Origin of the sequence: Nocardia inohanensis NBRC 100128, from assembly GCF_001612945.1 — a bacterium.
Classification (GTDB): domain Bacteria; phylum Actinomycetota; class Actinomycetes; order Mycobacteriales; family Mycobacteriaceae; genus Nocardia; species Nocardia inohanensis.
In genome coordinates this window covers 308,320-334,969 of the sequence record NZ_BDBK01000007.1, presented here as the reverse complement: position 1 = coordinate 334,969, position 26,650 = coordinate 308,320, and the positions used below count along the sequence as shown (strand labels likewise).

At 68.3% G+C, this 26,650-nt stretch carries 25 protein-coding genes, 1 tRNA gene and 1 riboswitch; of the genes, 18 read left to right on the top strand and 8 right to left on the bottom strand.

The annotated features are described in order from the left end of the window. Positions 1-341 precede the first annotated feature (341 nt). Positions 342-1,142 carry an HAD family hydrolase gene (locus NI1_RS15690; protein ID WP_067820476.1) on the bottom strand — a complete coding sequence of 267 codons (801 nt, stop codon included), beginning with the start codon at positions 1,140-1,142 and terminating at the stop codon, positions 342-344. A gap of 362 nt (positions 1,143-1,504) precedes the next feature. Between NI1_RS15690 and ssd the strand changes: the two genes are divergently transcribed. The 7 genes from ssd (at position 1,505) to NI1_RS15655 (ending at position 8,226) form a co-directional block, all read left to right on the top strand. Further along, on the top strand, positions 1,505-3,019 hold the full coding sequence (ssd, locus tag NI1_RS38810; protein ID WP_218026750.1) for a septum site-determining protein Ssd: 1,515 nt from the start codon (positions 1,505-1,507) through the stop codon (positions 3,017-3,019). Positions 3,020-3,371: 352 nt separating this feature from the next. After that, the gene (locus tag NI1_RS15680) at positions 3,372-4,556 is read left to right on the top strand and encodes a TadA family conjugal transfer-associated ATPase (RefSeq protein WP_067820644.1); all 1,185 of its coding nucleotides are present in this window, start codon (positions 3,372-3,374) and stop codon (positions 4,554-4,556) included. 364 nt (positions 4,557-4,920) lie between these two features. Beyond that, positions 4,921-5,730, top strand: a complete 810-nt coding sequence (locus NI1_RS15675; protein ID WP_067820473.1) for a type II secretion system F family protein — start codon at positions 4,921-4,923, stop codon at positions 5,728-5,730. A gap of 929 nt (positions 5,731-6,659) precedes the next feature. Next, positions 6,660-7,259 (top strand): type II secretion system F family protein, encoded by a 600-nt coding sequence (locus tag NI1_RS15670; protein ID WP_157535132.1) that lies wholly within the window; start codon positions 6,660-6,662, stop codon positions 7,257-7,259. 75 nt (positions 7,260-7,334) lie between these two features. Continuing rightward, entirely contained in the window at positions 7,335-7,529 is a 195-nt protein-coding gene (locus NI1_RS15665; protein WP_067820638.1) for a DUF4244 domain-containing protein, read from the top strand. A gap of 44 nt (positions 7,530-7,573) precedes the next feature. Beyond that, positions 7,574-7,879, top strand: coding sequence for a TadE family type IV pilus minor pilin (locus tag NI1_RS15660; RefSeq protein ID WP_245663235.1), 306 nt, complete (start codon positions 7,574-7,576; stop codon positions 7,877-7,879). A gap of 14 nt (positions 7,880-7,893) precedes the next feature. After that, positions 7,894-8,226, top strand: a complete 333-nt coding sequence (locus NI1_RS15655) for an Rv3654c family TadE-like protein (RefSeq protein ID WP_245663234.1) — start codon at positions 7,894-7,896, stop codon at positions 8,224-8,226. Between the two features lie 360 nt (positions 8,227-8,586). On the opposite strand, the gene NI1_RS15650 is transcribed toward NI1_RS15655, so the two are convergent. Continuing rightward, positions 8,587-10,983 (bottom strand): DEAD/DEAH box helicase, encoded by a 2,397-nt coding sequence (locus tag NI1_RS15650; RefSeq protein WP_157535131.1) that lies wholly within the window; start codon positions 10,981-10,983, stop codon positions 8,587-8,589. A 434-nt stretch (positions 10,984-11,417) separates the two neighbouring features. Between NI1_RS15650 and NI1_RS15645 the strand changes: the two genes are divergently transcribed. From NI1_RS15645 to NI1_RS15620, 6 genes are all read left to right on the top strand, one after another. Beyond that, on the top strand, positions 11,418-11,621 hold the full coding sequence (locus NI1_RS15645; protein WP_029925108.1) for a cold-shock protein: 204 nt from the start codon (positions 11,418-11,420) through the stop codon (positions 11,619-11,621). Positions 11,622-11,864: 243 nt separating this feature from the next. Further along, positions 11,865-14,801 carry a type I DNA topoisomerase gene (gene topA, locus NI1_RS15640; protein ID WP_067820467.1) on the top strand — a complete coding sequence of 979 codons (2,937 nt, stop codon included), beginning with the start codon at positions 11,865-11,867 and terminating at the stop codon, positions 14,799-14,801. A 125-nt stretch (positions 14,802-14,926) separates the two neighbouring features. Further along, positions 14,927-15,430 (top strand): DinB family protein, encoded by a 504-nt coding sequence (locus NI1_RS15635; protein ID WP_067820464.1) that lies wholly within the window; start codon positions 14,927-14,929, stop codon positions 15,428-15,430. A 108-nt stretch (positions 15,431-15,538) separates the two neighbouring features. Then, on the top strand, positions 15,539-16,753 hold the full coding sequence (locus tag NI1_RS15630; protein ID WP_067820630.1) for a DNA polymerase III subunit delta': 1,215 nt from the start codon (positions 15,539-15,541) through the stop codon (positions 16,751-16,753). 134 nt (positions 16,754-16,887) lie between these two features. Next, positions 16,888-16,963: transfer RNA gene (locus NI1_RS15625), tRNA-Thr, on the top strand. A 250-nt stretch (positions 16,964-17,213) separates the two neighbouring features. After that, positions 17,214-18,617: a PLP-dependent cysteine synthase family protein gene (locus tag NI1_RS15620; RefSeq protein WP_067820461.1), complete on the top strand. Its 1,404-nt coding sequence runs from the start codon at positions 17,214-17,216 to the stop codon at positions 18,615-18,617. Positions 18,618-18,674: 57 nt separating this feature from the next. Here NI1_RS15620 and NI1_RS15615 read toward each other — a convergent pair whose 3' ends face one another. Together NI1_RS15615 and NI1_RS15610 are read right to left on the bottom strand one after the other, a co-directional pair. Then, on the bottom strand, positions 18,675-19,739 hold the full coding sequence (locus NI1_RS15615; RefSeq protein WP_067820458.1) for an NAD(P)H-dependent amine dehydrogenase family protein: 1,065 nt from the start codon (positions 19,737-19,739) through the stop codon (positions 18,675-18,677). Positions 19,740-19,764: 25 nt separating this feature from the next. Then, the gene (locus tag NI1_RS15610; RefSeq protein WP_067820454.1) at positions 19,765-20,553 is read right to left on the bottom strand and encodes an SDR family oxidoreductase; all 789 of its coding nucleotides are present in this window, start codon (positions 20,551-20,553) and stop codon (positions 19,765-19,767) included. Positions 20,554-20,673: 120 nt separating this feature from the next. Between NI1_RS15610 and NI1_RS15605 the strand changes: the two genes are divergently transcribed. From NI1_RS15605 to NI1_RS15595, 3 genes are read left to right on the top strand one after another with little or no spacing between them, the layout of a single operon-like run. Then, positions 20,674-21,321, top strand: coding sequence for a TetR/AcrR family transcriptional regulator (locus NI1_RS15605; protein WP_157535130.1), 648 nt, complete (start codon positions 20,674-20,676; stop codon positions 21,319-21,321). Between the two features lie 5 nt (positions 21,322-21,326). Further along, a complete protein-coding gene (locus NI1_RS15600; RefSeq protein ID WP_067820627.1) occupies positions 21,327-21,776 on the top strand; it encodes a DUF2752 domain-containing protein in 450 nt (149 codons plus the stop codon). A gap of 17 nt (positions 21,777-21,793) precedes the next feature. Beyond that, positions 21,794-21,982, top strand: coding sequence for a hypothetical protein (locus NI1_RS15595; RefSeq protein ID WP_067820449.1), 189 nt, complete (start codon positions 21,794-21,796; stop codon positions 21,980-21,982). Here NI1_RS15595 and NI1_RS15590 read toward each other — a convergent pair. Continuing rightward, complete coding sequence (locus NI1_RS15590; protein WP_067820624.1) at positions 21,979-23,292, bottom strand: aminotransferase class V-fold PLP-dependent enzyme; 1,314 nt, start codon at positions 23,290-23,292, stop codon at positions 21,979-21,981. The genes NI1_RS15595 and NI1_RS15590 overlap by 4 nt on opposite strands. Before the next feature lie 53 nt (positions 23,293-23,345). Beyond that, a riboswitch (SAM riboswitch) is annotated at positions 23,346-23,459 on the bottom strand. Between the two features lie 182 nt (positions 23,460-23,641). Between NI1_RS15590 and NI1_RS15585 the strand changes: the two genes are divergently transcribed. Next, positions 23,642-24,319, top strand: coding sequence for a biliverdin-producing heme oxygenase (locus NI1_RS15585; protein WP_067820446.1), 678 nt, complete (start codon positions 23,642-23,644; stop codon positions 24,317-24,319). Positions 24,320-24,521: 202 nt separating this feature from the next. Beyond that, complete coding sequence (locus NI1_RS15580) at positions 24,522-25,142, top strand: LysE family translocator (RefSeq protein ID WP_067820443.1); 621 nt, start codon at positions 24,522-24,524, stop codon at positions 25,140-25,142. Position 25,143: 1 nt separating this feature from the next. Here the strand turns inward: NI1_RS15580 and NI1_RS15575 are convergent, their stop codons facing one another. From NI1_RS15575 to NI1_RS15565, 3 genes are read right to left on the bottom strand one after another with little or no spacing between them, the layout of a single operon-like run. Continuing rightward, positions 25,144-25,692, bottom strand: coding sequence for a flavin reductase family protein (locus tag NI1_RS15575; RefSeq protein WP_067820441.1), 549 nt, complete (start codon positions 25,690-25,692; stop codon positions 25,144-25,146). 56 nt (positions 25,693-25,748) lie between these two features. Next, positions 25,749-26,222 (bottom strand): YbaK/EbsC family protein, encoded by a 474-nt coding sequence (locus NI1_RS15570; RefSeq protein WP_067820438.1) that lies wholly within the window; start codon positions 26,220-26,222, stop codon positions 25,749-25,751. 40 nt (positions 26,223-26,262) lie between these two features. After that, a complete protein-coding gene (locus NI1_RS15565; RefSeq protein ID WP_067820436.1) occupies positions 26,263-26,583 on the bottom strand; it encodes a 2-oxo-4-hydroxy-4-carboxy-5-ureidoimidazoline decarboxylase in 321 nt (106 codons plus the stop codon). Between the last annotated feature and the right edge of the window lie 67 nt (positions 26,584-26,650).

The following is a 26,650-nucleotide window of genomic DNA, read 5'->3' as shown; positions in this document are numbered from 1 at the left end:
ACCAAGCGTGCTCTTCGGGTTGTGTAATGGCCTCGGCGAGCTCTCCGGAATCCGCTGGTTCATCCCCGCATCGTGCGAGGCCCTCGCCCTCGAAATCCCGGATAACGCAGGCCCACAACACTCGTGCCCTTGTCGCGGCGTGCTCCGCGTGGGTGCCTGGTGTCCGTGCTGGGAAGGGTGGGATGGGAGGTCGGACCTTCTCTTCCGGTCCGGTCTTGGCCTTCCGTCCTTCCGTGCATCCATTGTTACCCCGTGACGGCCATCACATCAAGAGCTGGGGAAACATTCAAATACTCGGCGTGTCCCGCACTTCCGGGTATGGCGTTTCGCGCACTGGCGCATTAACGCCGCCGGCGAATCAATCGATAGCTGAGTGCCCCCGCCGCGACCGCACCCAACCCCACCGCCACGCTCGCCGCGACCGTCGTGGTGGTCGGCGCGGGCAGTCGCGCCCACAGCGATACCGGATTGGAGAAGGTGAGCACCGGCCACCCGCGCGCCTGCGCCTCGCGCCGCAGCCCGCGGTCCGGATTCACCGCGGTGGCATGCCCGACCGCGTTCAGCATCGGCAGATCGGTCACGGAATCGCTGTAGGCATAACAGCGCGCAAGGTCGTAACCATATTGCGCCGAAAGCCTTTTCATCGCTTCGACCTTGCCCTCGCCGTAACAGTAGAACTCGACTTCGCCCGCGTACCTGTTGTTTTCGATCACCATGCGGGTGGCGGCGAAGTGGTCGGCGCCCAGCGCGGCCGCGATCGGCGCGACCATTTCCTCGCCGGAGGCCGACACGATGATCACGTCGTGGCCCCGAATCCGGTGGTCGGCAATGAGATCCGCCGCCTCGGCGTAGATGAGCGGATCGACGATGTCGTGCAGCGTCTCGGCGACGATCGAGCGCACCTGCGCCACGTCCCAGCCCGCGCACATCTTGGTGAGGTGCTCGCGCATGCGCTCCATCTGGTCGTGGTCCGCGCCGGAGAGCAGGAACAGGAAGTGCGCGTAGCTGCTCTCCAGCACCGCACGCCTGCTGAGCAGGCCCTGGTCCAGGAATGGCTTGCTGAACACGAAGGCACTCGACCTGGCGATCACCGTTTTGTCGAGATCGAAGAAGGCGGCGACTCGTCCGCGCTCGGCTGTCACGCCGTCCAGAATATGTTTTGCGGGTGACAGACGCGTGCTTCGGTGGCATTCGACCGGGTTAGCCAGGGGGAAGCCGAAGGGTGTCGGCGGGAAAAAGACTCGCCGGACGGACTTGCAAACCTGGCGGGTCATGGGTGTAGTATCGCTGTTACCTGGACATGGTCCAGGCGCGTTCAGCCCGACCCCCCGGGGCTGAACCCGACGGCCCCAGCCTCCTCCCCCCCCGGCTGGGGCCGTCCTCTATTTCCGGACAGTTCGGTTGTTCCCGTCGCCGAATTTCTAGTTGTCCACAACTCGCGTGTTATCCACACTCGCCGAGCGCCCCCTGTTTCCGCTTCGCTTTCGGCGCGACGCTGACCTGCATGGACAATCACACCGCCGCACCCACCCCGGCTCTCGTGCTGGTGTCGGCAAGCCCGTTGTGCGAAGAGGTCCGCCGGATCGCGGCCGCCGCCGGTCGGACCATCGACGAACACGCCACCCTGCCCGCCCGGCACCCCTTCCTCGCCGCGCCGGTGATCATCCTCGACACCCTGTCCGCACGTAACTGCGCGGCAGCCGGACACCCCCGCCGCCCCGGAATCCTCCTGGTAACCGCCGACGAACCGAGTTTGCTCGACTGGCAGACCGCCACCCGGGTAGGCGCCGAACAGGTCCTCCAGCTGCCCGCCGAATCCGACACCCTGATCACCGCTTTCGCCACCCATAACGCCCATTCCCGCACCACCGGCGCCGTCGTCGCCATAGCCGGTGCCTGCGGCGGTGCGGGCGCCTCCACCCTCGCCGCCGCCGTAGCCCTGACCGCCGCTACGCACTTCCGGGACCGCACCCTCCTCGTGGACGCCGCCCCGTACGGCGGCGGACTCGACCTGCTCCTCGGCATAGAGCAGACTCCCGGCCTCCGCTGGCCCGACCTGGTGATCGAGAACGGACGGATCTCCGCCGCGGCCCTCCATCAAGCTCTCCCTGCCATCTCCGGAGTCTCCGTGCTGTCCTGCGGAACAGGTTCGGCACCAACCGATTTCGACGATGAAACGGCCGTCAACGGCGCGAAATTCGTACCTCGCACCGCAAACATGCTCATCGAGAGACATCCGGTATTCGGCATGGCAGCAACAGAATTCGGTGCGTCGGACGCGGAACATGCAGCGGCAGTTCACTCATCGGCGACAACCGGCGAAGCAGTGGCGGGAACTCCGATCACCGCTAGCGGGACTATCGGGAAATCGGCCGTCGCTGCGGTCGGCGCGACAACAGGATCGGCTTCCGCCGCCCCGTGGTCCGCCGTGGAGCTGATGGCCGCTTCTGCCGATCCGGTCACCCGAGAAGGCGCGGCGGCTCTCTCCCCGGTCGGTATGGCGGCGGTGGTGGAAGCGGGTCGCTCCGCGGGCGATCTCGTGGTCTGCGACCTGTCCGCCGAACGCGGCGCGCACACCGAACACCTCCTGGAAGCCGCCGACCTGGTGGTCCTCATCACCCCCGCCCGGCTCCGCGCGGTCGCCGCCGCTGAGTCCGTCCGTGCCCACCTCATCGCCCGAAACCCCAACGTGCGCCTGGTAGTCCGCGGCCCCGCCCCCGGCGGCCTCCGCGGCGCCGATATCGCGACCACTCTCGACCTGCCCCTGCTCGCCGCGGTACCACCTCAGCCCGGCCTCCCCGAACGTCTCGAACGCGCCGGTCTCACCGTCAACCGCCGCGGCCCCCTTCGAACCGCAGCGGCGGCCGTCCTCCAAGCACTCCCACTCGCGACCGAACTCCCGCGCACCTCCTCGGGAACGCGGTCGGCCCCGCGCCGGCGAACGCCGACGACCACCTGCGTGCCCGCGCACGCCGACCCGATTGCGTCGAATCCCACAAACTCGAAGGTGTTCCGATGACCGTGTCTCTCGCCAAAAAGACCGACGCGCAGCATGTTTCGTCCGGGAGCTTTGTTGATTCGCCGACCGAGCTTGGCACGGCCAGCTACGGCCCGCGCGATACGACATCGACGACTCAGGGTTCATCGTCGAGTGTCTTCTCGCCGCAGACAGGCGCGGGACAGTGCGCTAATCCGGCGAAAGATGCTGGTGTGCAGTCGAATTCAGAACCGGATCACACCGCCCAGGAAGCGGCGGCCGACCGGGTCGCGGCCGTAAGTGGCAGCGATTCGACTCGCATCGGCGAATGCCGGTGCGACGGGCCCGTGCCGTCGCGGGTATGTGGGTCCGTGTGCTGGGCGATGGGTGCGCGATGAGTGCCTTGGTGACGGCGGAGCTGCTGGATCGGGTGCGGGAGCGGCTGGCGGAGGGAGTGGGAGAGGTGGATCCCGCGCGGGTGGCGGCTGCCATCCGGGCCGAGGCGGGCGGAATGCTCGGGGATACCGATCTGCTGCGGGCGTTGCGGCTCTTGCAGACCGAGATGACGGGCGCGGGTGTGCTGGAGCCGCTGTTGCATGATCCCGACGTCGCGGATGTGCTGGTGACCGGGCCGGATGCGGTATGGGTCGACCGTGGCCGGGGACTGCGGCGCACCTCGGTGCGATTTCCCGATGAGGCGGCCGTACGCAGGTTGGCGCAGCGGCTGGCATTGTCGGCGGGGCGGCGACTCGACGATGCGCAGCCCTGGGTGGATGGGCGGCTGGCGGGCACCGAAGCGGCCGTGGGTAATTCGTTCGGGGTGCGCTTGCATGCGGTGCTGTCGCCCATCGCGCACGGCGGTACCTGCCTATCGCTGCGGGTACTGCGACCGGCCGCACAGGGGCTGGATGCGTTGGCGGCCGCGGGAGCTGTCCTCCCCGAGGGGAAAGCGTTGCTGGAGAGCATCGTTCGGGCCCGGCTCGCCTTTCTCGTCGTCGGTGGAACCGGCGCGGGCAAGACCACGCTGCTCTCTGGACTGCTCGCCAAGGTGGACCCCGCCGAACGCATCATCTGCGTGGAGGACGCTGCCGAGCTGGCGCCACCCCATCCACACGTGGTCCGGTTGGTCGCTCGTCCCGCCAATGTCGAAGGCGCGGGCGAGGTTACGGTCCGCGACCTGGTTCGCCAGGCCCTGCGTATGCGCCCGGACCGGCTCGTCGTCGGGGAAGTACGTGGTCCGGAAGTCGTCGATCTGCTGACGGCGCTCAATACGGGCCATGACGGCGGTGCGGGCACGGTGCACGCCAACTCCCCGCGCGAGGTCCCCGCCCGCCTGGAGGCGCTCGCCGCCCTCGGCGGCATGTCCCGCGCCGCCCTGCACAGCCAGCTCGCCGCTGCCATCCAGGTCGTCCTGCACGTCCACCGCCACCCCGACGGCACCCGCACCCTCCGCGAAATCGGCCTGGTGACACCCACCGACAACCAGGTCCGCATCACCCCCGCCTGGTCCGCCCGCGGCGACCCCACGCCCGCCGCTCCCACCCTGTTCCGCCTGATCGCCGAAAGGACAGATCGATGACCAAGCGCAATTCCTCTCAACCCGGCCGCTCGTTCCGCAGTGATCGGTACCGCGCAACCCTTCCCGAGCGCGGCGGATCATTCAATGCCGACCTCCGTGTCGGAAAACCGGCCGGCTGCGCCGCTGTTCCGGCCGGTGGCCGCGCGGCGGAGCGAGGTTCGTGTGGTCGCACCTGGTGGCCAGGCCCGAGTGTGCGGAGCGCGGCGGGACGTCACAACCCGGATCTTCGTCGCGGCAAGCCCTATTGGTGGCGTCCCTCGCAGCCGCCCGGCCTACGCCGCTGGCGGTTCGGCCACCACCGCGCGATGCCAGCCGGTCATCGCGGCTGGGCTCCCGACGGCCGGGACGGCCACGGTGGAGCGTGATGTCGGGGCCGGGACCCGCTCCCGCGGTGCTGGGCTGCCTGGCCGTCGCCCTGGTGATGCTGCCCGCACCGGCTGCCCGCCGCCGGTTCGACGCGGTCTTCCGGACCCGGCGGCGGGTGCGAAAACCGAGGATCGGGCGGACGATTCGACTCGCGGCCTGTCTCGCGCCGGTGGCAGTGATCGTTCTCGGTGTCGGTCCGATGCTCGCGGCCGTGTGTTTGGCAGGCACTTTCGGTTTGCGCCGGCGCCGGAGCACGCGGGAACAGCATCGGGCCGACGGGTGCGCGCAACTGCTCGAAGGACTCGAGACGGTGATCGGCGAGTTGCGCATCGGCGCGCACCCGAGTGCCGCTGCCGCGATCGCGGCACGGGAGACGAAAGGCGAAGTGGCCCACGCCTTCGCCGTCAGCGCCGCCCGCAGCCGGCTCGGTGGCTCCGGTGCGGACGGCCTGCGACAGAGCGAGGCCGCGGTGTCGCAGGAGCTGTCCCGAATCGCCGACGCCTGGCAAGTCGCGGAGGAACACGGGCTCGCCCTGGCCGAACTCCTCTCCGCGGCCCGGCTGGACCTGTTGGGGCGCCGCCGCTTTCGCGACCGCACGCGCGCGGCACTGGCCGGCGCCCGCGCGACAGCCGCCGTCCTCGCGCTGCTGCCACTCCTCGGCATCGGCCTGGGCCAACTGATGGGTGCCGCTCCTCTGCACATCCTGTTCGCCGCCCCGGCCGGCACCGTCCTGCTCCCGCTCGGCGCCGCCCTCAGCTGCGCCGGTCTGCTCTGGACCGACGCCATCACCGAACGAGTTCTGCGATGAGAACCGCTACTCTCCTCCGCCGCGCCGGACGGCGTTTCCAAGCGTCGCTACCAAGTCTGCGAAGCCGACCCGAGCGCCTACCTCATCGGCCGCAGCCCGACCGGGGTCTGGGGCTCCAGCCCAACTGCGTTGCGGTGGCCGCGCAACCGAGTCCGCGACTCTCGCCCGAACCGAGTGTGGCTGCCGCACAACCGAATCGGCGGCTGTCGAATCGCCGAATCGGAGGTGGTCGGCCGTGGAGTGGCGGTTACGGCGTGATCGCCCTGAATTGCCGGCTGCCTCCTAGCCAAGGCTGCGGCTGTCGCACAGCTGAACCGGCGGCTGTCGCACAACCGAATTCGCTCGCACGACGTACAGCCAGACCGGCCGGCGGTGTCCCCGTGGCCGGCGCGGCGCTCCCGAGAAAGGAATCCACGATGAAGTACGTACGGCCCGGTTGGATCCGCAAGCAAGGTGACACCCTGGCGGCTCATGCTCGCCCGCAAGCCCTTCGGGGCTCCTCGCATCGCCCGCGAACTCATGCCGACAGGATTCCTGGTGCACCGGGAACCGATGCGGCCCCTCACTGCGAACTGGCCGCGGTCAGGAGCTCGGGCAAGGCGATCCGATGACGACGCATGCGCCTCGCTCAACTGCCTCGTCTCGTCGTCCTGCCCACGCGAACCGTCTCGGCTTGTCCCGCAGTCGTATTCGTGTCCGCAGCCCCCGTAGCGACGCAGGTACGGCCGCTGGCGGACGGTGCTTCGCGGCTGACAGCCGAGAGCTCTGGACCGGCAGCGACTCGATGATCGGGCTTTCGATGCCCGGTATTGCGCCGTTCGCCTCCCTCGTGTGGGCGGCTGTCATTCTCTGGAACGGAGTCCGGCGATGAGCACGGACCGTCACAGGCGTGCGGCGATGACTGCGCCCCATCCGAAGGACGTGTGGGGATGACCGCGATGCCGTTGCTGCTCTGCGCACTCGCGCTGCTCGTCTTGCCGGGCGGCGGCGGTGCGGTGCGGCGGCTGCGGCGGTTGCGGGATCAGCCGGCTGAAAGAAGCGGTGTGCGTAGGCGATTTGTACGGTCCGCACCCGATCCGCTCGCCGGGGCGGGTGCGCTCGATCTGTTCGCGGCCTGTCTGCGGGCCGGTCTGCCGGCGGCGACCGCCGCGGCCGCCGTTGCCCCGGCGGCGCCGGAGCCACTGAGCTCGGTCCTGCGGCGGGCGGCGGATCTGCTGTCGCTGGGCGCGGATCCGGTGGCGGCCTGGGAGCAGGCGGCGGTGGGGCGGGCGGACGAGACGGCGGGTGCGCTGGGGCGGATGGCGCGGCGGTCCGCTCGATCCGGTGCCGGATTGGCCGCCGCGGTAGCCGAATTGGCGGAGCGGCGGCGGGCCGAGGCCGAGGACGCCGCTGCGGCGCGTGCGGAACGTGCCGGAGTGCTGGTCGCGGGGCCGCTGGGGCTCTGTTTCCTACCGGCCTTCGTCTGCCTGGGCATCGTGCCGGTCGTCATCGGTCTGGCGGGACGGGTTGCGGGCGGAGGTCTGTGGTGAGTGAAGAGCGTGCCGGTGCGGAACGTCCGCGCCGGACCGAGAGAAGGGACGACCGTGGGAACGACAGTGCGGGGCATGGGTTGGCGACTGCGCGCGCGGCTGCTGGCTGCGGCGGTGGGGGAGGAGGGGATGAGTACGGCCGAGTATGCGATCGGCACCATCGCGGCGGCGGCGTTCGGGGCGGTGCTGTACGCGGTGGTGACCGGGGACAGCATCGTCAATGCGCTGACCAAGATCATCGACAAGGCGCTGAAGACCTCGGTCGGCTGAGTCCGGCCGGGCGGTGGCTGCGCGATGACACCGGCTCGGCCACCGTGGAATTGGCCATTGCGCTGGCGGCCCTGGTCACGGTGCTGGCGTTGTGTGCCGGCGCGCTGCTGACGGCATCGGCGCAGGTCCGCTGTGTCGATGCCGCCCGGGAGGCTGCCCGGTTGACCGCGCGGGGCGATACCGAGCGGGCAGTGCCGGTCGCCCGGCGGGTCGCGCCGCCGGGAGCTGCCGTCGAGGTGCGGGTGGACGGCGAGCTGGTGGTCGCCACCGTCAGCGCCCGTGCGCCACTGCTACCGCTGACCCTGCGCGCGGAGGCCGTGGCGGTACGAGAGCCGGGGGAAGCGCCGTGAACGAGCGCGGTGGCGTGACTATCACCACGTGCCTGGCCCTGCTGGCGATGCTCGCGATGACGGTGTTGATGGTGCAGATCGGGGTGGCCGTCGCGGCCAAGCACCGGATCCAGGCGGCGGCCGACCTCGGCGCCCTGGCCGCGGCGGGCGGACTGGATGCCGGTCGCACGTCCGCCTGTGCGCAGGCGGCGGTGGTGGTGCGACGAATGGGCGGCCGGGTAGTCGAATGCGAGGCGGCGGATTGGGATGTGACCGTCACTGCCGAGGCGCGAGTGTCACTCGGACCACTCGGTGCGCGAGTGGTTCATGGCACCGCGCGGGCGGGACCGGTGGCCGAATGGGAGTAGTGCGAACAAAGGTGCAATCTCGTACCGAGCGGTTGGTTAGAAATGCGATGGCGCGGACCACACAACCTGTCGATCAATGTCGAAATTCGATGAAAGTCGGAGCCGGAAGGATTGGGTATCGATCACTTTCCTATTCGCTGCGGAAGTCTGATTCGAAAGAATGCACAGGTAAATGCGCTAGCGACATTATCGAACGGGGCAACCCCCCAGTTAACAGGATCACATCCCTTTTTATTCGGCTACGGGCTCCGCGGTGCATGACTCGTGCCGGGCCTCTCGGACCGTGTCCGATACCAACCAGTTGATCTGGCCGCCCGGCCGCTCCGATGGCCCTCCGGTCTCGCTCCGGAGGCGGCCGGGTCACGGTTGGACGGCGTCACCGTCATCGAGCCCGAGCTCGGCCAGCACCGCGGTCAACAGCCGCGCCGCACCGGCCTTGTCCAGGGGATTATTGCCGTTTCCGCACTTCGGAGACTGTACGCAGGACGGGCACCCGCCCGCGCACCCGCACGATTCGATGGCGGACAGGGTCGCGCCCAGCCAGTGCCGCAGCCGCGCGAATCCCCGCTCGGCGAAGCCGGCTCCACCGGGATGCCCGTCGTAGACGAAGACCGTGGGCAGCCCGGTATCGGGATGTGCCGCGGTCGACACGCCGCCGATATCCCACCGATCACAGGTCGCGACCAGCGGCAGCATGCCGATGGCGGCGTGCTCGGCGGCGTGCAGCGCCCCGGCCACCCGCTTCGCGTCGATCCCGGCCCGTTCCAGCAGATCCGGCGTGACCGTATAGAGCACGGCCCGGGTCGGCAGCGTCTGCGGCGGCAGGTCCAGCGGCACCATGTCGAGCACCTCGCCGCTGGGCAGCCGCCGCAGGTAACCGATCACCTGCCGCGTCACCAGGACCTGTGCCAATGCGGTCGTGACCGGCCCGTACAGCCGATGCTCGGTCACCTCCCCGAGCTCGGTGGTGGTCACCGCCCGCGCACTGGTGGTCCACCCCGGCGTCTCGGCGTGCACCAGCGCGACGCCCGCTTCCAGGTCCAGTTCATCGACCACGAAGCTTTCGCCCTGATGTAGATGAACGGCCCCCGGGTGCAGCGTGGCGGGCGCGCGCCCGGCATCGGTGGTGCCGAGCATCCGCCCGGTCTCACCGTCCACCACGGCCACCGCCGATCCGATCCCGCCGCGCACGTCCACGGCATCGTGCGGATGCGCGTCGGCGGTGACGAACCAGCGCGCGCCCCCGTCCCGCGCCACCCCGTCCCGGCGCCGGATCAAGCCCTGTCCGGCCAGGTCGTGGAGCAGTTCCCAGGCTTGGAAGCCGTGCACTTCGGCATCGGTGAGCGGCTGTTCCATGGCCGCGCAGAGCAGATGTGGCGCCAGCACATACGGGTTGTGCGGATCGGTGATGCTGGCCTCCAGCGGCCGCCCCAACAGCGCCTCGGGGTGGTGCACCAAATACGTATCCAGGGGGTCGTCGCGCGCGATGAGCAGCACCAACGACCCCTGGGTGCGCCGCCCGGCCCGCCCCGCCTGCTGCCAGAACGAGGCCACGGTGCCCGGATATCCCGCCACCACAACGGCATCCAGCCCGGCGATATCCACGCCCAACTCCAGCGCGTTCGTGGTCGCCGCACCCAGCAGTGACCCCTCCGACAGGGCGGCTTCCAGCGCCCGCCGGTCCTCCGCGAGATATCCGGCCCGATACGCCGCCACCCGCCCGGGCAGCGTCACGTCCACGTCCGCGAGCAGTCGCTTCGTATCCATCGCGATGAGTTCCGCGCCGCGCCTGGACCGTACGAAGGTCAGCGTCCGCGCCCCTTCGGCCACCAGCTCGGCCATCACCTGCGCCGCCTCGGCCCCGGCCGAACGCCGGATTGCCGCACCGTTTTCCCCGGTCACGCCCGCACCGATGAGCGGCGGCTCCCACAATCCAACCGTCCGCGAACCCTGCGGCGACCCGTCCTCGGTGACCGCGGCGCACGGCGCGCCGATGAGCCGGGAGGCGGTGTCGGCCGGTTCCGCCGTGGTCGCCGAGCACAGCACGAAGACCGGATCGGCCCCGTAACGCTGCGCGATCCGCCGCAGCCGGCGCAGCACCAGCGCCACGTGCGACCCGAAAACGCCCCGGTAGGTATGGCATTCGTCGACCACCACGTACTTCAACTGCCGCAATAGCCGCGCCCACCGTTGATGCGACTGGAGGACACCCAGGTGCAGCATGTCGGGATTGGTGAAAACCCAGCGTGCATTGGCTCGTACCCATTGCCGGATCTCGGTCGGCGTATCGCCGTCATAGGAGGCGGGTTGAATGCCGCGCAACGCATCCGACCCGGTCAGTTCGCAGGCCATGCGTAATTGATCGGCCCCCAGCGCCTTGGTGGGGGAGAGGTACAGCGCGGTGGCCCGCGGATCCTGATGCAGCGTGGTGAGTACCGGTAATTGATAGGCCAGCGACTTGCCGGAGGCCGTTCCGGTGGACACCACGACATGTCGCCCTCGGTAAGCCAGATCCGCCGCCGCGCTCTGATGACTCCACGGCTGTTCCACCCCGAGGCCCTGAACTGCGCTGATCACCTCGGGCGATATCCATTCGGGCCAATTCGTGACCTGGGCGGCGCGCGCCGGTAGCTCGGCTATATGGGTGAGGCGGGGGTCACCATTCCCGAAGCCATTTAGGACACGATTCAGCAACGATTGACCGTAGCTCGTTTCGCATCCGTGGCCGTCCCGGCTCGTCGGCTCCGTCACTTTCATCGAACCGTTGCCGCGACACGCCCGCGCGCTGCGAACGGTGTGTACGTCCGTTGCTCTACCTGCCATTTCACTACCGAGTAGCGACCCGCCTCACACCCAGTTTGCCGGATGCTCGCTCTGTTATCGGGAAGCAAACCTACTTCAAGTACGGATTTGGGCATTGTGCCCCTCACCTGCGCATTCGCAAGATCAACTTTTTTGCAAATTGTGGGTAACTCGGCTGTTGAATTGAGCGGAGACATGGTTAAGTGGGTCCTGGTCGCAAGCTTCTGTGTTCGAGGGACGGATCCAAAGTCCAAACCATCAGCAGGATCGATGTTGCGAACGGTGTACTGGGTGCTTTCCTGCAGGGGGAACAGAGTACAACGGTCGGAACGGACCCGGTGGATGAACCTACTTGTCCGCCGTTCCGGTATGGAAAGAGAAGGAACAGAATGGCACAGGGAACTGTGAAGTGGTTCAACGCGGAGAAGGGGTTCGGCTTCATCGCGCCCGAGGACGGGTCCGCTGACGTCTTCGTCCACTACTCCGAGATCCAGGGTTCGGGCTTCCGCACTCTCGAGGAGAACCAGAAGGTCGAGTTCGAGGTCGGTCAGGGCACCAAGGGCCCGCAGGCCACTGGTGTTCGCGCGCTCTGATAGCGGGCCTACCCACAGGTATCCGTCCCCCATCGCCTCCCCGGCGGTGGGGGACGACCCATATCCGGACCCATTACACTCGATCACAACCCGGGGCGACATCGTCGCTGCACAGCAGGTGCAGCTCTTCAACACGGTATAAACGTTGCTGGCAGCGATATATGTAGTCGCAGCCGCTTGCCCCAAGCCGCGTATTGCGCGCCCGCCGCGCCCCGCGGATCGAGACGAAAGGTGTGTTCGCCGGTGGCAACACGAGACCGCGGTGCAGCGCCGAACTCCCAGGCAGCGCCCGACCAGGGCCGGCCCCTGCGTCGTCTCGTCATTGTCGAGTCGCCGACGAAGGCCCGCAAGATCGCTCCCTACCTGGGCCGCGGGTACACCGTGGAGGCCTCGGTGGGGCATATCCGGGACCTGCCGCGCGGTGCGGCGGACGTGCCCGCCAAATACAAGGGCCAGCAGTGGGCCCGGCTCGGCGTCGATGTCGATAACGATTTCGAGGCCATCTATGTGGTGAGCCCGGATAAGAAGGCCAAGGTCAGTGAGCTCAAGAGCTTGCTCGCCGACGCCGACGAGCTCTACCTCGCCACCGACCCCGACCGCGAGGGCGAGGCCATCGCGTGGCATCTGCTGGAGACGCTGAAGCCGAAGGTGCCGGTCCGGCGCATGGTGTTCCACGAGATCACCGAGTCCGCGATTCAGGCCGCGGCGGCCGACACGCGCGAGCTGGACAAAGATTTGGTCGACGCGCAGGAGACGCGGCGCATCCTGGACCGGCTCTACGGGTACGAGGTCTCGCCGGTGCTGTGGAAGAAGGTCATGCCGCGTTTGTCGGCGGGCCGCGTGCAGTCGGTGGCGACGCGCGTCATCGTGCAGCGCGAGCGGGAGCGCATGGCGTTCCGGTCCGCCGAGTACTGGGATATCGCGGCCAAGCTGGACGCCGGTACCCAGGAGGGCGGGAATCCGAGCGTCTTCGGGGCGCGCCTGGTGGCCGTCGATGGTTCGCGGGTGGCGAGCGGCCGGGATTTCGGACCGGATGGACAGCTGAAGCCCTCGGGTGTGGTGGTGCTGGACGCCGGGTACGCACAGCGGCTCTCGGAATCGTTGCACGGGGTGGACCTGGCGGTCACCTCGGTCGAGTCCAAGCCGTACACGCGGAAACCGTACGCGCCGTTCATGACCTCGACCTTGCAGCAGGAGGCGGCGCGCAAGCTGCGCTTCACCTCCGAGCGCACCATGCGGGTGGCGCAGCGGCTGTACGAAAACGGCTACATCACCTACATGCGTACCGACTCGACCACGTTGTCGGACACCGCGATTCAGGCGGCGCGGGCGCAGGCCACGCAGCTGTACGGCGCGGAGTACGTGAGCCCGACGCCGCGGCAGTACACCCGCAAGGTCAAGAACGCGCAGGAGGCGCACGAGGCGATTCGTCCCTCGGGTGACACCTTCATGACGCCCGGCCAGGTGCATTCGCGGGTCGACAACGACGAGTTCCGGCTCTACGAACTGATCTGGCAGCGCACCGTGGCCTCGCAGATGGCCGATGCGCGCGGCACCACCATGACCGTGCGGGTCACCGGGGTGGCGAATACCGGTGAGGAATGCGTCTTCTCGACCTCCGGCCGGACCATCACCTTCGCGGGCTTCCTGAAGGCCTACGTGGAGAGCGTGGACGAGGAGGCGGGCGGTCAGTCCGACGACGCCGAATCGCGCCTGCCCGCGCTGACCGAGGGTCAGGGCGTGACGGCCATCGAGCTGCTGCCGGACGGGCACACCACCAATCCGCCGGCGCGGTTCACCGAAGCCTCGCTGATCAAGGCCCTGGAAGAGCTCGGCATCGGGCGTCCTTCCACCTACGCCTCGATCATCAAGACCATTCTCGATCGCGGTTACGTGTACAAGCGCGGTAGCGCGCTGGTGCCGTCGTGGGTGGCGTTCGCGGTGGTCGGGCTGCTGGAGGCGCACTTCGGGCGGCTGGTGGACTTCGACTTCACCGCGGCCATGGAGGACGACCTCGACGCCATCGCCGGTGGGCGCGAGCAGCGCGGAAACTGGTTGTCCAGCTTCTACTTCGGCGGCGATCACGGCGCCGAAGGGTCGGTGGCGCGCTCCGGCGGGCTGAAGCGGATGGTGGGTGACAATCTCGACGGGATCGATGCGCGAGAAGTCAACTCCATCAAGCTGTTCGCCGACGAAGAAGGCCGCGATGTGGTGGTCCGGGTCGGCAAGTTCGGTCCGTACCTGGAGCGCATGATCGTCAATCCCGATGACCCGGAAGGGGATTCGGTTTCGCAGCGGGCGAACCTGCCCGACGATCTGCCGCCGGACGAGCTGACGCCCGAGGTCGCCGAGAAGCTGTTCTCGACGCCGCAGGAGGGTCGCTCGCTGGGCGTGGATCCGGTGTCGGGGCACGAGATCGTCGCCAAGGAAGGGCGTTTCGGTCCGTACGTGACCGAGGTGCTGCCCGAGCCGGCCGAGGAGCCGGAGGCGAAGAAGCCGGCCAAGAAGGCGACCGCGCCCAAGCCGCGCACCGGCTCGCTCTTCAAGTCGATGGACCTGGCCTCGATCACGCTCGACGATGCGCTCAAGCTGCTGTCGCTGCCGCGCGTGGTGGGTGTGGATCCGACCTCCGGTGACGAGATCACCGCGCAGAACGGGCGATACGGGCCGTATTTGAAGAAGGGCACCGATTCCCGGTCGCTCGCCGGGGAGGATCAGATCTTCACGGTGACCCTGGACGAGGCGCTGAAGATCTATGCCGAACCCAAGCGCCGGGGCGGGCAGGCGGCCAGTGCCGCGCCGCTGCGTGAGCTGGGGGTGGATCCGGTGTCGGAGAAGCCGATGGTGATCAAGGACGGCCGGTTCGGGCCGTACGTCACCGACGGTGAGACCAATGCCAGCCTGCGCAAGGGCGATGAGGTCGAGTCGATCACCGACGAGCGGGCCTCGGAGCTGCTGGCGGATCGGCGGGCGCGCGGGCCGGTGAAGAAGGCCGCCAAGAAGACCGCGAAGAAGGCGCCGGCCAAGAAGGCGGTCGCCAAGACCGTGGTCAAGAAGGCGGCGGCGAAGAAGGCGGCGGCCAAGACCGCCGACGGCGTCACCACCAAGAAGGCCGCGGCCAAGAAGACGGCGGCGAAGAAGACTCCCGCGAAGAAGACCGCGGCGGCTTCGAAGTCCTGAGCCGGCTCGATGCCGAGAGAATTGGGGGCCGCCTCAGACCGTACCGACTGGTCTGAGGCGGTTCTTTCTGTCGGTGGCCTGCCGTAGCGTGTAATCCGGAACACGCACCAGCGGAAGGACATTCGATGACCGTGGACCGGAGCCGTGAGGATCTGATCGACCTGCTCGCCGAACAGCGCGAGATTTTCCGCATCACCCTGCGTGGGCTGGAGGATGATCAGGCGCGGCAGCGCAGCACGGTCAGTGAGTTGACCTTGGGCGGGCTGCTACACCACGTCATCAATACCGAACGGCATTGGACCACGGTCATTGTCGAGCGGGACGAGAACGCCGAGTTCGACGTCTCCGGTATGGATACCGAATATCGGATGGGGCCGGACGAGACGGTGGCGGGTCTGCTGGCCGAATGGGATGCGGTCGTCGAACAGACCACCAAGCTCATTCGCGAGCTGGACAACCTGGACGACTCCATTCCAATTCCGACCGCCCCGTGGTCGCCCGAACGCATGTGGTGGACAGCGCGTTTCATCCTGCTGCACATCCTGCGCGAGATCTCGCACCACTCCGGGCACGCCGACATCATTCGCGAAGCGCTGGACGGCGCGAACACCACCTACCAGCGCGCCTGACACCCGATTCGTTCGATGCCCGCGCCGGATCGGGTGCGGGCGGGGTGTGTCGCGGCCGCGCGGGTGGGCCGGGCTGGGCTGTCGGTGCGGGCCGCTAGGGTGTACGACGTGGCGGGTGTCTTCGATCGGCTGGTCGGCCAAGGTGCGGTCGAGTCCGAACTGACCGCTGCCGCGGTGGCCGCGCGCGACGGCGCGGGGTCCTCGTCGGCAATGACGCATTCGTGGTTGTTCACCGGCCCGCCCGGATCGGGGCGGTCGGTGGCGGCGCTGTGCTTCGCGGCGGCTCTACAGTGCACGGACTCGGGAACGCCCGGGTGCGGCAAGTGTCATGCCTGCACCACGACCATGGCCGGCACCCACGGTGACGTGCGCCGGGTGGTGCCGGAGGGTTTGAGCATCGGCACCAAGGAGATGCGCGAGATCGTGCAGGTCGCCTCGCGGCGGCCCAGCACCGGGCGCTGGCAGGTGGTCGTCGTCGAGGACGCCGACCGGCTGACCGAGGCCGCCGGAAACGTGCTGCTCAAGGTGGTCGAAGAGCCGCCGGAGCGGACGGTCTTCCTGCTGTGCGCGCCCTCGGTGGACCCCGAGGACATCTCCATCACCCTGCGCTCGCGCTGCCGTCACGTCCATCTGGCCACGCCGTCGGTGCCGTCCATCGCGCAGGTGCTGCGCGAACGTGACGGGCTCTCTGATCAGGTCGCCACCTGGGCGGCCTCGGTCAGCGGCGGGCATGTCGGCCGCGCCCGCCGATTGGCCACCGATGAGGAGGCCCGGGCCCGGCGTAAACGAGCCCTGGCCCTGGTCGCCGCCACTGCCCGCCCCGCGGCCGCCTATGCCGCGGCCGACGCACTGGTGAAACTGGCCGATGATGAGGCCAAACAGGTCAGCTCCGAACGAGATGACAAGGAACGCGAGGAACTCGCGACCGCACTCGGCGCCGGCGGCACCGGCAAGGGCACCGCCGGAGCCACCCGCGGATCGGCCGGAGCCCTCAAAGACCTGGAGAAACGCCAGAAGTCGCGCGCCACCCGCACCGGCCGCGACGCCCTGGACCGGGCGCTCATCGATGTCGCGGGCCTCTACCGCGACGCTCTCGCGGTCCGATTCGGAGCGGCCACCGCCGACTCCAAATCCGGCGTCACCCTCACCCACCCCGACATGGCCGACCAGATCCGCGAACTCGCCACCGATGTCCGCCCCGAGGGCCTGCTCCGCTCCATCCAAGCTGTCCTCGACTGCCGCGAAGCCCTCGAAACGAACGTCAAGCCCCGCTTCGCCGTCGCCGCCATGGCCGCCACCTTGATAGCCGCCCGCTCCGGATAGCCCGGCGGCACTGCATCGCGGGCGCCCGTCCGAGCGTGTCCTGCTCACGTGAGCTCGGCCGTTCGAGGCGGAGTCCGACCACCCGTTTTCGTGATCCGGGCGGGAGACGATAGACTCGCAGCGCCGGAAGGCACGCCGCCTTAGCTCAGTCGGTAGAGCGCTTCACTCGTAATGAAAAGGTCGGGGGTTCGATTCCCCCAGGCGGCTCCATCGAACACCCCACTCGTCCTGCGGATTCGCAGTGAGTGGGGTGTTTTGCGTTCCGGCGGTCCGCACTGCGGCGGCGCACCGTGACACCGGCGAGTCATGCCGTTCCGCTCTTACTCGGTGGCGATGTGCCGCCGGGGCCGGTGCGGCGAGTTGTATTCCGGGTGCGGCGAAAGATGTTCGGGTGGGGTGGGTTTCTGGGAATCTGAGCTGGTCCGGGTTCGCCGGGGTCAGTGGATGACAGGGGTGTGGCGTGACTGTCGGTGTCGAGTTCCAGGCGGGGGCGTACGAGTCGTTCGCGGAGGCGGTCGGGCATACGCCGGTGGTGCGGTTGAATCGGGTCACGGCGGGGATTCGGGCCGCGGTTTATGTGAAGCTGGAGTATTTGAATCCCGGTGGGAGCGTGAAGGATCGGGCTGCGCTGGGGATGTTGGTTGCGGCCGAGGAGTCCGGGGAGCTGGGGCCGGGCGGGACGGTGGTGGAGGCGACTTCGGGGAATACCGGGTTGGGGCTGGCGGCGTTGGCGGCGGCGCGGGGGTATCGGACGATCGTGGTGGTGCCGGATCGGGTGAGCCAGGAGAAGAAGGCGGTGCTGCGGGCGTACGGGGCGGAGGTGCGGGAGACGCCCGGGCTGCGGCCGGTGGGGCATCCGGAGCATTTGCGCAGTGTCGCTTTGCGATTGGTGGAGGAGATTCCGGGGGCCTGGTTCGCGGGACAGTATGACAATCCGGCGAATACGGCGGCGCATCGGGCGACTACCGGGCCGGAGATCTGGGCCCAAACCGGCGGGCGGGTAACGCATTTCGTGGCCGGTGTGGGGACCGGCGGGACGATCACGGGGGCGGGGGAGTTCTTGAAGGAGGCGTCGGGGGGTGCGGTGCGGGTGATCGGGGCCGACCCGGAGACCTCGGTGTACGGCGGGGGTGACGGGCGGATCTGGTACATGGAGGCGGTGGGGCATTTCCGGCATCCGGAGACCGCGGAGGATCTGTGGCCGGAGGCTTTTCATCCCGAGGTGGTGGATCGGATCGAGCGCATTCCGGATGTCGAGGCGATCAGAGTGCTGCACCGCCTCGCGCGAGAGGAGGGGCTGCTGCTGGGCGGGTCGTCGGGGACGTCGATCGCGGCGGCGCTGCGCATCGCGCGGGAATTGGGGCCTGAGGACACGGTCGTGGTGATCGCGCCGGATTCCGGCCGGGCCTACCTGTCGAAGTACTACAACGATGAATGGCTGGGGGCCTTGGGATTTCCGCTGGCAAGCCCGGTCGACGAGGTGACGGTGGGGGAGTTGCTCGCACCTGATACGAGCGGGGTGGCGCGGGTGGTGCCTTCGGGAGCGACCGCCGCGGCGGCTCGGGAACTGCTCCGATCGGCGTCCGCCTTGCCGGTGCTGTTGCAGCGCGAAGAGCCCGACACGGTCGTGGTCGCCGAGATCATCGGTGCGGTCACGGCGGAAGATCTTGCCGCAGTGCCGGATTCGGATCTGGTACGCGACCATCTGAGCTCGCCGCTGCCGGTGGCCGGGACTACCGAGCCGGTACGGACGGCGCTCGCCCGGCTCGGTGAACATACCGGGCCGGTGGTCATCGCGCACGAAGGCCGGGCGGTCGCCGTCGTGGCTGCCGCCCGCTTCGCTGATGCGCGCGCGGCCGATTGAATTCAGCTCGCGCGTCGAGTTCGGCGCCCATCGCACGCAGGTCGATGGGCGCGTGGGTCAGGAGACCAGGCCGCGACCGGTGGTGAGCGGAAGATCGACGGCGGTGAGCAGGCCGGGGCGGGCCTCGACCACGGCGGGGATGGCGCTGACCAGGCGGGCCGCCGTGCCGACGACGCCGGCGAGCGCGTGGTCGCCGTTGCTGTACAGCTGGAGATCGAGCTGATAGTCCGGGTCGCCCTGGATTTCCACTCGGTAGCAACCCTTTCCGGCGGGCTGCGGCCACTCCGGAGCTAGGTCGGGGTGCAGCCGGGTGACGTGTTCGAGGGTGAGGATCTCGCGTCCGCCGCGTACCCCGTGCACCTGGAAGCGCAGTGCCGCCGCGGTGCCGGGGGCGATGGTGCGGTCCCCGATTACGATCTTGTCGGTCGCCGGTAGCCGTTCGAAATGCTGTGTGACGGAATCGAGTTCGATATCCAGGGCGGCGGCCAGCTGCCGGATGACGCTGCCCCAGGCCAGGGTGAGGATGCCGGGTTGCAGCAGCATGGGCAGGGCGTCGAGCTCGCTGCCGAAGCCCATGATGTCGAAGACGACCTTGGGATTGTCGTAGGTGGAGTAGTCCATGATCTCCGAGCAGATGATCTTGTCGATCCGCTCGGAGCCGCTGCTCAGCAGCAATGGCAGCCAGTCGTTGGCCCACCCGGGGTCGATCCCGTTGACCCACAGCGAGGCTCCGCCCTCCTCGGCGGCCGCGACGATCGGCGCGATGGCCTCGTCGGGCAGCACGCCGTAGGGGAATTGCAGGAAGACCGGGCTGCTGGAGACCACATTGATGCCCGCCCGCAGGAACCGCTTCAGATCCTCGACCGATTCCATCAGCCGGTCATCGGCCATGGCGGTGTGCAGGATGCAGTCCGGCTTCAGGGCGAGCAGGGCATCGGCGTCGGTGCTGGCCTCGATGCCGGTTTCGACGTCCAGACCGGCGAGTTCGCCCGCGTCCTTACCGGCTTTGGCGTCACTGGACACCCAGACGCCGACGAGTTCGAGTTCGGGCCGGGCGATGATCGATCGCAGCGCTCGCGCACCGACATTGCCGGTGCTCCACTGGATTACGCGATATGTCATGGCAAATCCTTTGTGCGGGTAGCGATCACAGGTCCGGCAGGCCGAGGTCGAGGTTGGGGTGTTCGATGCCGCCGTCGACCTCGATCACCTTGCCGGTGACGTAGCCGCCCGCGCGCGAGCTCAGGTAGACGATGGCGGCCGCGATCTCCCAGGGCTCACCGAGTCGCTGCAATGGCGTGGCCGCCTCCATCTTGGCCTTGATTTCCGGTTGCTGCGCAACGACTTCCAGCGCCGAGGTGAGCACCGATCCGACCGCGATGGCATTGACGCGAATCCGCGGCGACAGATCCGTGGCGGCCATTCGCGTCCAGTGCGCGAGCGCGGCCTTGGCGGTGCCGTAGGCCAGGAATCCGCGCCCGGCGGTGCGCCCCATCATCGAGGTGATGTTGACGACCGACCCGCCGCCGGACTTCAGCAGATGCGGGACCGCGGCCTGGGTGAGGGCGTGCGCGGTGGAGACGTTGAACCGGAAGGCGTCTTCCAGGAATTGCGGCGAGGTGGTCATGAAGGTGTTGGGCATGGTGCCGCCGACATTGTTGACCACGATGTCGATGCGCCCGAGTTCGGCGGCGGCGGTTTCGGCGAAGTCCTTGACTGCGGACAGGTCCGACAGGTCGGCGGTGACGGTGACGGCGCGGCGGCCCAGCGCGCGGATCTTGCCCGCGACTTCGTCGAGCTGTCCGGCGGTGCGGGCGGCGATGGCGACGTCCGCACCGGCTTCGGCGAGGGCGAGCGCGGTGGCGGCGCCGATGCCGCGGCCGGCGCCGGTGACGACGGCGACGCGGCCGTCGAGTCGGAAGGTGTCCAGGATCATGGCGTAAGTCCTTCTCGGAGATGCCCGCTCGTGACGGCGGTTACAAGCAGTTTTAAGAACTAGCTCTTAAGTGTCAAGGATGAGTTCTTTATGTGCTGGTGAGCGGCTACTCTGCTGACTGTGGCAGGGACAGACGCGCGGGAGCGGATCATCGCCGCGGCGGAACGCTTGATCGCCGAGCGCGGGCAGGCGGTGCCGCTGCGGGATATCGCCGCGGCCGCGGAACAGCGGAACAATTCGGCGATCCAGTACCACTTCGGCTCCCGGGACGGGCTCATCGAAGCCGTGGTCGAGCGGCGGCTGGCCACCTTGGAGGTGCGGCGGCTGGAATTGCTTGCCGAACAAGCGGGTTCGGGGCGGCCACCGGGCGTGCACGGCCTGCTCGAAGCACTGGTCATCCCGATGTTCGAACTCGGCGAGCGGCACGGGGCCCACCATTACGCGCGTTTCCTGGAGCAGATCCACACCCACCCCGTGGTGACCGACGCGCAGAATCTGGAAGGCGCTGACCGCACTTCGGTGCGGGTGATCATGCAGGGCCTCGAGCGGGAACTGGACGAACTGCCGCCGCGCCTGCGGGTGCGCCGGTTACGTGCCCTCACCACAATGCTTTTCGCGCTGCTCGCCGATCACGAACGCGCCGTGGAAGCCGGGAAGGTGCGCGCGGGGGATGTGGATGCCTGGGGAGAAGTCATCGACCTGCTCGCCGGAGCGCTGATCGCACCGGTCATCGGCCTGGCCGTGGATCGGGCGCGCGGCTACCGTTGATCCTCGTGGACACCGCCTCGCCCGAGCTCGAAGCCCCGAACCGCCCGCGCTGGGTGAGCGTCGGCCTGCCCTTGCTCACCGGCGCGGCCGCAGCCGGAACGCTGGCGCTGCTGCATTTCCGGGATCCGCACGCCGAAGGTTCCTACGGCGTCTGCCCCTTCTACACCTTGACCGGCTACTGGTGCCCGGGCTGCGGCGGCCTGCGCGGCCTGCACAATCTCACCGACGGCCGGATTCTCGATGCGATCCAGAGCAATATCTTCGTGCTGCCGCTGGTCCTCGGCTTCTTCGCCTACTGGGTGAATTGGCTGGCGCGCGTGCGGCGCGGCGACGGCCGAGTTCCGGCGCTCCCGCGGATTCTGCCGCCCCGCGCGGTCTGGATCGCCGCCGCCTTTCTCCTCGGCTATACGGTTTTCCGAAATACCCCGTGGGGTAGCTGGCTAGCTCCCGTGTAATCGGTAATGCTCTGGATATGACCGATTCCCTCAAGGAACGTGTACGTGCCAAGCTGCTTCGCCAACTGAACGAGGACGGTGCGCCGGATCCGGATCAGGATGATCCACGCCAGATCTCGGTGCAGGACGACCTGGAGACACTCGACGCGGTCGCGGACGGCGACCCCCTGATCGAGGAGCTCGCCGCCCGCTATCTGGTCTTCTAGAACGCGCAGGGCGCGGCGCCGTCGGTGCCGCTGCCGAACGGGCGGGTTTCGGGCACCGGGTTCCAATGCCCTTCGGTGCGAGCGTAATTCCACTTCGGGCCCGATTCGACGAGGGTGGCGACGGCATCGATGAGCCGGTCCACATCGGCTGCCGTGGTGCCGAGGCCGATGCTGGCGCGCAGGGCGGCATCGACGCCGAGGCGCGCCAGCAGCGGGTGCGCGCAGAAACGGCCGTCGCGCACGCCGATGCCGTGCTCGGCGGAGAGATAGGCGGCGACCTGGGCGGGTTCGAACCCGTCGACGGTGAAGGCGACAATGCCGACGGCGTCGGTGCTGTCGCGCCAGATGCGCAGGAAGTTCACGCCCGGAACGGTTTTCAAGCCGTAGCGCAGGCGATGGGTGAGGTACTGCTCGTGTTCGACGGCGGTGGTCTCGTCGATGGCGGCGAGCGCATCGCAGGCGGCGGCGAGCGCGGCCACGCCGAGCACATTGGGCGAGCCGGCCTCGTGGCGCTGCGGGGCCGGAGCCCATTCGACGCTGTCGCTGGTGACGGAGCGGACCGCGCCGCCGCCGGCCAGGTAGGGTTCGGCGGCGTCGAGCCAGTCGCGGCGACCGACCAGTACACCCGCGCCGAAGGGGGCGTACGCCTTGTGGCCGGAGAACACCAGGTAGTCGACGCCGGAGGTCCGCAGATCGATGCGGCGGTGCGGGGCCAGCTGGGCGGCATCGACCAGGATGCGGGTGCCGCACTGGTGCGCGATCCAGGCTAGGCGTTCGATGGGCAGCAGTTCGCCGGTCACATTCGACGCCCCGGTAACCGCAAGCAGCGCAGCGGGTTTCGAACACAATTCGGCGACCAGCCGCTGAATCGTCTCCTCGATGGTGTCCGCGACCGGCACCACCCGGCGGCCGTGCCGCTCCCACGGCAGGAAATTGGCGTGGTGTTCCACATCCAGCACCACGGTGTCGCCGGGTACGCAGGAGGCGAGCAGATTGAGCGAGTCGGTGGTGTTGCGGGTGAAGACCACGACCTGATCGTCGGCGGCGTTGAGGAAGCGCGCGACCGAGCCGCGGGCGGATTCGTAGCAGTCGGTAGAGACGCGGGAGGCGTAGCCGGCGCCGCGGTGCACGCTGGCGTAGTACGGCAGCAGCTCCGAAATACGGTCGGTGGCCTGCCGCAATGCGGGGGCGCTGGCGGCGTAGTCGAAGTTGGCGTAGGTGGTGGTTCCGCCCTGGACGAGGGGGACCTGGAGGTCGCAGCCGGAGACGGCGGCGAGCGGGGCACAGGTCTGGTCGGCGAAAGCAGTCATCACGAAATCCCGTCGGATCATGGGACGCGCGATCAGCACAACAGGTGATCGAGAGTCCGCGCTTGCCGTGTCCGGTCGGACTACGGCCCGGTCGTCACCTGGAGCACCCCACCGCGGAGGAGGGTTGCCGACCAGCTAGCCAGGGCTTGACGCTGGTACTCATGACCTGATTGGAGAGGCTGGCAGATGGCTCGGGTGGTTGTCAACCCCGCCGCGAAAATCATCCGAAAGTTGGAGTGGGAGGGTGCCGAAGTTCGAATCGCGAGATCGTTGCTGAGGCGTACAGTCGGAGACGAAGTTAGGGTGGCCTAAAGAGTGCGCCCGGAGTTGATCACGAGGGAGCTCGACCATGACCAGCACGGTAGACGCCGCTACGCCGTTCTCGACGCTCATTCGCACCGCGACCGAACAGCAGCACAGCGAGGCCGAGCACTCCACCTTCATGCGCGATCTGCTCACCGGACAGCTCGGCGTCCAAGCCTTCTACCGCTACACCGGGCAGCTCTGGTTCGTCTACGAAGCACTCGAAAAGCATTCCGCCGCATTGGCTTCCGATCCCGTCGCGGGTCCGTTCGTGCGCCCCGAGCTGGACCGCCTGGCCGCGCTCGAGACCGACCTCGACTACCTGGGCGGCGCGAACTGGCGCGACGAGCTGACCCCGCTGCCGTCCACCGCCGCCTACGCCGCCCGCATCGAGGAGTGCGCGAACGAGTGGCCGGCCGGGTACGTGGTGCACCACTACACCCGCTACCTGGGCGATCTCTCTGGCGGCCAGGTCATTCGCGGCACCGCGGAGAAGCTGTGGGACCTGCCCAAGAAGGGCGACGGCGTGCGGTTCTACGTGTTCGAAGGCATCTCGAATCCGGCCGCGTTCAAGCGCGAATACCGAGAGGCATTGGACGCCATGCCGATCGCCGGAGCCGAGGTCGAGCGGGTCCTCGACGAAGCGCGACTCGCCTTCACCATGAACACCGACCTCTTCCGTGAACTGGGCACAGAGTGCTCCCCCGCCTCTTCGCGTATTTAGCGGTCGGCTGAGGGACGTCGGCGTCGTCGACCCGTGCCTGCGGTCGGGTGCCGAGACAATTTTGGGCGTACCCGGCGAGTTACCCAGGTCTCACGAAATCAGTTGTCCCGCTGGTATCAATGGCCGCCTGTCGGGGACAGGTCAGCGGTCTTGTCATTGTGGGACTTGCCTGGTCATCACATTGTGAGTTGGCATAGAGGGCATGAGTCTTCCGCTGCTGTTGAGCTTTGTGGGATTGTGCGTCTTGCTCGCTCTGACGCCCGGGCCGGATACCTTTCTGGTCCTGCGCTTTTCGATGGCCGGGCGACGTCAGGCCGTGGCGGCGGCGATGGGATCGGCGGCCGGGGGCATCGTGTGGGCGGTGGTGGTCGCGGCGGGGGTGGCGGCGCTGCTGGAGCAGTCTGCGGCTGCCTATCGCACGCTCAAGGTGATCGGCGGAATCTACCTGGTGTACTTGGGAGTTCGCGCGCTGCTGGCTCGTCGTGGCGATGAATCGGAGCAGTCCGGCGCGGTGCCGGAACCGGATTCGCGGGTTCGCTCCGCGTTCGCTGCGGGATTGCTGTCCTGTGTGCTGAACCCGAAGGTGGGGTTGTTCTATCTGGCGGTGCTGCCGCAGTTTCTCGCCGACGTGACTTTCGTGAACACGCTGACGCTGGGGGCCATCGAATCCAGTGTGGCCGCAGTCGAAATGGTGCTGCTGGCGGTGGCCGCGTCGCGGGCGGTGGCGCTGTTGCGGCGGCCCAGGGTGCGCCGGCGGCTGGAGCGGGCGAGCGCGGCGGTGCTGGCGGCGCTCGGGATCGGTACGGCCGCGTCGGCGGCGTGAATCAGTCGGCGATCTCGGCGCGGTGGTAGGCCCCGTTGTAGTAGACGAGCGGGCCCGCGGCCGGGGTGTCCTGGGTCTGGTCGTAGACCCGAGTCACCAGGCCGATGATCAGATCGTGGTCGCCCAGTTCGATGCGCTGGTAGATGGTGGCGCGCACCCAGATCGGCGTGCCGTGCAGGATCGGCTCGCCGGACTCCAGGGTGTTCCATAGCGACCGGTCGGTGAAGCGTTCCTCGGCGGTGCGGCTGAAGCGCTGCGCCAGATGTTTCTGATGCTCGCCCAGGAAATGCACCACCACCGAGTCGGCGTGCCGCAGTGCCTCGATGCTCGACGAGGTGTGGGCGATATTGAAGGAGATCAGGGGTGGCTGGGCCGAGAGGGACGCGAACGAGGTGGCGGTGAAACCGACCGGACCGTTCTTCGAGTTCAGCGTCACGATGGTGACGCCCGCCGGGTAATGCCGCATGGCCGCCCGATACTGCTGCGCGGTGATACCGCTCAGATCATCGGGCACCTGTAGCTCGGACCCGGGCACCGGAGAATCGCTCACGCCTCGAACCTACGCCCGCGCCCGGCCGCTTATTCCCAGGCTGTGCGAAATCTCGCTCAATCCACGTCGATGGCCAGGCCCGCGGTGATCCGCACCAGCTCCCCGAACGTGGTCCGGAACAGCGTGCTGGGATGCCCGCCCGCCGCCCACAACTCCTGATGCCGGGCGAGCGCGTTATCGATGAAGGTGGGCAGGTTGGTGGGATGCCCGAGCGGAGCCACCCCGCCGATCGGCTGCCCGGTCACCTCGCGCACCATGGCCGCCGGCGCCCGAGTCAGCGTGCCGTCCAGGCGCTTTCCGGTATTGGCCAGATGCACCTGGTGCGCGCCGGAGACCAGCAGCAGCACCGGATCCTCGTCCAGCAGGAACACCAGGGATTTGGTGATGGCTCCGACGTCCACGCCCAGGGCTTCCGCCGCCTCGGCCGCGGTGTGGGTGGGCGTGGGCTGGGTGACTATCACCCCGTGATGGCCGCGCTGGATCAAGGTGTCGGAAACCCTTGTCGCGACCGGTGGCAGGGACCTGCGCATGGCAACCAGGGTAGAGCGATTGCGGTGGATGTGCGGGGGATCAGTAATCGGGATAGCCGTCCTCGGGGCCGAGCATTCGCAGGATTCGCGCTTCGGTGATGCGGATCAGCTCCGCGGTGGAGTGCTCCGAAACCTGTTCGTGGACACAGGAATCGAAGACGCGCTCCAGATCGGTGGGGGAGAGGGCGTGGATTTCGGCGGTCGCCGCGGTTTGCAGCGCTCGGTAGCCGGGATAGGGGCGGCCGTCGGCCAGCTTCGCGGCCCAGGTGACGTTGCAACAGCATTCGTAGAGGGCGTGGATGGCCCGGGTCCTGGGGAGGTGATTGAAGCGGTCGAGGCCGATTCCGTGATGCATCAACATCGTGACCTCACACACTGGGGGTGTAGCTTGTGCGGACCCCCTAATCGTGCGTCCGCAACCATGCGTA

Coding starts and splice junctions, on each gene's coding strand:
- NI1_RS15645 (WP_029925108.1), top strand. CDS start 11,418: ATGGCACAGGGAACTGTGAAGTGGTTCAACGCGGAGAAGGGGTTCGGC.
- NI1_RS15675 (WP_067820473.1), top strand. CDS start 4,921: ATGTCGGGGCCGGGACCCGCTCCCGCGGTGCTGGGCTGCCTGGCCGTC.
- NI1_RS15565 (WP_067820436.1), bottom strand. CDS start 26,583: ATGTTGATGCATCACGGAATCGGCCTCGACCGCTTCAATCACCTCCCC.
- NI1_RS15585 (WP_067820446.1), top strand. CDS start 23,642: ATGACCAGCACGGTAGACGCCGCTACGCCGTTCTCGACGCTCATTCGC.
- NI1_RS15665 (WP_067820638.1), top strand. CDS start 7,335: ATGGGTTGGCGACTGCGCGCGCGGCTGCTGGCTGCGGCGGTGGGGGAG.
- NI1_RS15635 (WP_067820464.1), top strand. CDS start 14,927: ATGACCGTGGACCGGAGCCGTGAGGATCTGATCGACCTGCTCGCCGAA.
- NI1_RS15670 (WP_157535132.1), top strand. CDS start 6,660: ATGACCGCGATGCCGTTGCTGCTCTGCGCACTCGCGCTGCTCGTCTTG.
- NI1_RS15580 (WP_067820443.1), top strand. CDS start 24,522: ATGAGTCTTCCGCTGCTGTTGAGCTTTGTGGGATTGTGCGTCTTGCTC.
- NI1_RS15595 (WP_067820449.1), top strand. CDS start 21,794: ATGACCGATTCCCTCAAGGAACGTGTACGTGCCAAGCTGCTTCGCCAA.
- NI1_RS15570 (WP_067820438.1), bottom strand. CDS start 26,222: ATGCGCAGGTCCCTGCCACCGGTCGCGACAAGGGTTTCCGACACCTTG.
- ssd (WP_218026750.1), top strand. CDS start 1,505: ATGGACAATCACACCGCCGCACCCACCCCGGCTCTCGTGCTGGTGTCG.
- NI1_RS15650 (WP_157535131.1), bottom strand. CDS start 10,983: ATGAAAGTGACGGAGCCGACGAGCCGGGACGGCCACGGATGCGAAACG.
- NI1_RS15680 (WP_067820644.1), top strand. CDS start 3,372: ATGAGTGCCTTGGTGACGGCGGAGCTGCTGGATCGGGTGCGGGAGCGG.
- NI1_RS15590 (WP_067820624.1), bottom strand. CDS start 23,292: ATGACTGCTTTCGCCGACCAGACCTGTGCCCCGCTCGCCGCCGTCTCC.
- NI1_RS15610 (WP_067820454.1), bottom strand. CDS start 20,553: ATGATCCTGGACACCTTCCGACTCGACGGCCGCGTCGCCGTCGTCACC.
- NI1_RS15615 (WP_067820458.1), bottom strand. CDS start 19,739: ATGACATATCGCGTAATCCAGTGGAGCACCGGCAATGTCGGTGCGCGA.